At 73.6% G+C, this 4980-nt stretch carries 3 protein-coding genes and 1 pseudogene; 1 reads left to right on the forward strand and 3 read right to left on the reverse strand.

What is annotated here, in order from left to right:
* Both IE312_RS43435 and IE312_RS36500 read right to left on the reverse strand, forming a co-directional pair.
* On the reverse strand, positions 1-219 hold a 219-nt coding region (locus tag IE312_RS43435; protein WP_229900876.1), incomplete at its 3' end, for a roadblock/LC7 domain-containing protein.
* Complete coding sequence (locus tag IE312_RS36500; protein ID WP_189986619.1) at positions 216-3080, reverse strand: nitrate- and nitrite sensing domain-containing protein; 2865 nt, start codon at positions 3078-3080, stop codon at positions 216-218. The genes IE312_RS36500 and IE312_RS43435, both read right to left, overlap by 4 nt.
* Before the next feature lie 417 nt (positions 3081-3497).
* Here IE312_RS36500 and IE312_RS36505 point away from each other — a divergent pair, with 417 nt between their 5' ends.
* The gene (locus IE312_RS36505) at positions 3498-4031 is read left to right on the forward strand and encodes a hypothetical protein (protein ID WP_189986620.1); all 534 of its coding nucleotides are present in this window, start codon (positions 3498-3500) and stop codon (positions 4029-4031) included.
* Positions 4032-4094: 63 nt separating this feature from the next.
* Here the strand turns inward: IE312_RS36505 and IE312_RS43440 are convergent.
* Positions 4095-4980, reverse strand: a pseudogene (locus IE312_RS43440) (hypothetical protein); the annotation flags it as partial.

The raw sequence follows: 4980 nt of genomic DNA on the forward strand, positions 1-4980 counted from the left end.
GCCCACACCCTTGGCGAGGCTGTGGAAACCGGACGCCACCGCGGCCAGATGCTCGCTGTCCTCCCTGGTCAAGTCCTTGGACACCCCCGTGGGCAGGCCGTCGCCGGACAGGATGACGGCCTTGCGGATGCTGGCGACCCGGTCGACCAGGTCGTCCAGGAGCCAGTTCAGCTCGCCGTTGTTCGTCGCCGTGTGGCCGGTCGCCTTCGGTGCGGTCATCGACCGTCCCCCTTTGTCGTTCCCTGTGCTGTGCCGTTCCGGGCCCCGTCGCCCTCGGCGTTCTCCTCGCGACCGCGCTGCCAGCCGCGCTGGAGCGAGGCCATTCGGCTGCGGACCTCCTCGGCGTCGCGGTCGGCGGCCGGCGCGGCGCTCTCGGCGCGCCGGCCGGTGCCCTGCTTGAGCTGGGGGGCCAGGCTGGCCTGGCGTACCCGCCGGGGCAGCGCCCCGGTACCCGCTCCGCCGGCCGTGTCACCGGCGGGTGCGGTGGGGCCGCCTCGGGTCGGGGCCGTGTCCGCCGGGCCGTCGGCGCCGGGCGCCCCGGGCCGGGTACGCCCGGGGCGGGTACGCCGGGGCAGGACCGGAACTCCGGGGGGCGCGTCGCCGGCCTCGGCCTGGGCCGCGGCGCGGTCCTCCGCCCGGTCACCGGGTCCCGTCGCCTCGCCCGGTCCGGTCGCCTCAAGTCCGGTGGGGCGTCGGGAGGAGCTCCCGCGGCGGCGGGCGGGCAGCTCGGCCGGACCGCCCGGGCCGGAGCGGCGTGGTCCGGCGGCGGGCCCGGGCTCGGGTTCGCCGCGGCGGGACCGCTGGTCTCCGACGGGCTTGCCGTGCGAGCTGACCAGTTTGGGCGTCTGCCGCCGCGGCAGGGGCACGGGACCTCGGTCGCCGGACGGCTCGAGCGGCGGCGGGTCCGCCGGTCCGCCGGCCTCCCGCTCGTCGTCCTCCGGGCGGGGCCGGCGGGAGCGGAACAGACCGCCGCGCTCGCTGTCCTCGTCCGGGAGGGCGCCGGGGAAGTCGTCCAGCGCGTCGAGACCGACGGGCCCCTCCAGCTCGACCGGGCCGTCCAGCAGGGAGGTGGGCAGGCCGGGCAGCTGCAGCGGTGCCTGGGAGCGCCCCGCGGTACGGCCCACGGCCTCGCCGCCCTTCACCGGGCGCTCCCGGTCCAGCCGGAAGCCGAGGCCGTTGGTGTCCGGGACGTCGTCGGTCAGCAGCGCGTCGGGGATGAACACGACCGCGGTGGTGCCGCCGTACGGCGACGGCTGGAGGGAGACCCGGACGTTCTGGCGCTGGGCGAGGCGGCTGACCACGAACAGGCCGAGCCGGTCGGTGTCGGAGAGTTCGAACTCGGGGGTCTCGGCCAGGCGCAGATTGGCGTCCAGGAGCGCTTCGGCCGTCATCCCGAGACCCCGGTCGTGGATCTCCAGGGTGAAGCCGTTGGCGACGCGCTCGCCGAGGACCTGGACGGCGGTGTGCGGCGGCGAGAAGACGGTGGCGTTCTCCAGGAGTTCGGCCACGAGATGGGTGAGATCGGCGACGGCCGGCCCGGTGACGGCGACCCGCGGCAGGCGCCGGACCTCGATGCGCTCGTAGTCCTCGACCTCGGCGACGGCGGCGCGGACGACGTCCATCAGCTGCACGGGCCGGCGCCACTGCCGGGAGGGCGCGGCACCGGAGAGGATCACCAGGCCCTCGGCGTGCCGGCGCATCCGGGTGGTGAGGTGGTCCAGGCGGAACAGGTCGGCGAGTTCGTCGGTGTCCTCGGTGCGGCGCTCCATGCTGTCTAGCAGGGTGAGCTGCTTGTGCAGCAGCACCTGGCTGCGGCGGGCGAGGTTGACGAACACCTCGGAGACGCCGGCCCGCAGCTCGGCCTGCTTGACGGCGGCCTCGACGGCGGCGCGCTGGAGGGTGTTGAGGGCCTGCCCGACCTCGCCGATCTCGTTCTTGTCGTACTGCAGGCGCGGCACCTCGGTCTCGACGTCGACCTGTTCCCCGACCGAGAGCCGGCGCATCACGCTCGGCAGCCGGACGCCGGACGCCTCGTGCGCCTCCAGCCGCAGCTGGCGCAGGTCGCGGATGAGCGTGCGGCCGACCCGGATGGAGAGCACGACGGAGAGCAGGAGCGCGACCAGTCCCAGGACGCCGGCGACGGCCGCCTCGACGATGACACCGACGGCGACGGGACGCATGCGGTCCTGGAAGCGGTCGCCCGCCTGGTCGTCCAGGGTGCCGAGTTCCTTCAGCACGGACGCCGCGGCGGAGTCCCAGCTCTGCGCGGTGACACCGCGGGGGGTGCCGGACTGCCACGAGGTGACGGAACGTTCGGCCACGCGTATGGGTGCCGTGGTGGCGTTCTTCCAGAAGTGGTCGTAGCGGTCGCGCTCCACCGCGGGCAGCAGCGGGAGACTGATGTCGTACAGCAGGGTGCGCTGGGCGACGAGGTCGGAGATCTCCCGGGTCTCCTCGCGGGTGAGCCGGCCGACGACGAGGGAGGAGCCGAGCAGGGCGTCCTCGCGGGAGAGCAGCTCACGGGCGCGGTCGATGTTGACCAGGGCGCGGGCCTGCTTGTCGATCTCGACGTCGTCGATGCCGTCGAGGGCCGCCAGCAGCGCGTAGCAGGGGTCGACGAGGCGGTTGTACTGGGTGAACGCCTGGGCGCGGGTGACGGTGCCCTGTTCGACGGCGCGGCGCAGTGAACGGAGGCCGTCGAGGGCGTCCAGTACGGCGGTCAGGTGCTCGCCGTCGTCCCCGTCCATGCCCGACCGGATCTCCTCCTGCCCGGCGTTCCTGCGGAACGTGGTGATCTCCCGGTCGGTGGCGGCGCGGGTTCGGTGCAGTGCCGAGAGGGACTCCGAGGCCCGGGGGTCGGCGAGGTACACGAGGGTCTGCCGGCGCTCCTGCTGCAGGACGCGGGCGGTATCTTCGGCGGGGTAGCCGATGTCCTGGACCACGTCGGTCACGCGGAACAGCCGGGTGACCTCACGCCCCGTGAGCACCGTGGCGAAACCCCAGACAGCGGTCAGGGACACCAGCGGCACGAGAAGCAGCGCCACGATCTTCCGGCGGATCGACTTCCCGCGAAAGCGCATGGCCTCCCCCAGCTCGACCCCCGCCGGCCGGGGGTGCTCGTCCGTGTGCAAACGGCGCGAGCCTACTACCGCCTCACCGTTAACTCGAAGACATGTCCGGAGGGCGAACTTCCGCTCCGGCGGCGAGAGATGGCGAGTTGTCCGGGCATTGCGGGAGATTGCCACCGCGCTACGGACACCCGCGCCCGGCCCGACAGCGGCGTCACGGACACCGGTTGGCTGGAAATGTTCGCCGATCGGGAATCTTTGCGGGCTCTCGCGCGTCCTCCTTCATGGGAAATGGGGGCGGAATGGGCCACAGGAGCCGTATCCAGCACCCCGGCGGCGTAAAGCAGCGCAAGCCGGGCAGCCACTGGGGAGTCGGGGTCTTCGGATGCCGGGGCGAGCGGTCTGCCGGCGGTGGGGAGTGACACGGTGATGGGCACGGCGGAGCGGCGCGAGGCGCCCGAGGAGAGCGTGGCGGAACGCTCGCAGGCGGGGCGGGGCGGGAAGGTGCCGGACCAGCACGGTCCGGGGCCGCGGCGGGCCAGGGTGACCGTCCGCGAGGAACAGCGGCAGGACTACCGGCCGTTGTGGGTGGAGGAGCCCGCGCGCCGGCACCCGATGCCCGATCCGGTGCGGACGGCGGCGGTGCGGGCGGTCCTCGTCATCGCGGTGACGCTGATCCAGGCGATGGTCGCGTTCCTGTGCACGCTGGCCGGGTCCTGGCTGGCGTTCCCGATGGTGATCAGCAGCGTGGCGAGCACGGTGGCGGCCACGTGGGCCGTGGTCGACGTGTGGGTGACCCGCCAGGTCTGGAACCAGCGCTACGGCGTGCTCTCCGAGCCGAGCAGCACGGCCCGGGCACTGCGGCGGGAGCGGCGGGCCCGGGCGCGCCAGGAGCGGGCGAGCCTGCGGGAACAGGAGCGGATACGGCGCACGGGCGGCGCCGGACAGCTGTCGCACTCCTGACCGCCGGCACCCGGCACCGGATACCGCGCACGGACGCGGGCGGCCGGTGCCGGGATCCGTGGATCAAGCGGGCTTCTTGTACATCCTCGTCGCCGTGATCTCGCTGTGCACCGTCTCTCCGGCCTGCGGCTGCTGGGGCAGACCGGGCCGGAGGTGCTCCTCCACCCTGATGTACTTCAGGCCGGCCCGGAGGTCCGCGTCGTTGCGCAGACGGATGACCAGCGGGAACTCGGCGAGGGCGGTCGTGTCGAACAGGCCGGTGGTGTACAGCAGCTGGACGCCCAGCGCGTCGGAGACGGCCCGCTGGAGTTCCAGCAGATACGTCGCGTTGGCACGGCCGATGGGGTTGTCGAGGAACAGCGTGCCGGCGTGCCGGTGCTTGTCCCGCCCGCGGTCGTTCGAGCGCAGCGCGGCCATCGTGCAGTACAGGGCGATGGCGGCGGTGAGCAGCTGACCGCCCGAGAACACGTCGCCCATCTGCCCCACGGGGACGCGTTCGGCGCGCAGGACCGCGTCGGGCTTGAGGATCTCGACGGCCACACCCTTCGGCTGCAGGGCCGCCGCGACGCCCCGCAGCAGCAGGGACATGCCGTCACGGCGCAGATCGGAGTTCTTCTTCACGGCCGCCCGCGTGGCCTCGTCGATGACCTCGCCGAGCCGTTCGGTCAGCGTGGCCTGGTCGGGTTCGTCGAAGCGGATGCGCAGGAACTCCTGCCCGGACCACTCGCCGAGTCCTTCGGGCAGCCGGGAGAGCCGCTGGGCGGAGCGGAGCGTCGCCAGGGCCGACTCCACCAGGCCGCGCAGCCGGTCCACGATCGAGTCGCGGTTGCGCTCCAGCTGGGCGAGTTCGTCGGTCAGGACGCGCAGCCGGGGTGCGAAGGCGTCCGCCCACTTCTGGGCGTGCTCGGGCAGCGTCGAGGCGGGCAGCTCGCGGATCTGCTGGCGGGCC

The sequence above is a fragment of the Streptomyces capoamus genome, from assembly GCF_014654935.1.
In the GTDB taxonomy this organism is placed as follows: domain Bacteria; phylum Actinomycetota; class Actinomycetes; order Streptomycetales; family Streptomycetaceae; genus Streptomyces; species Streptomyces capoamus.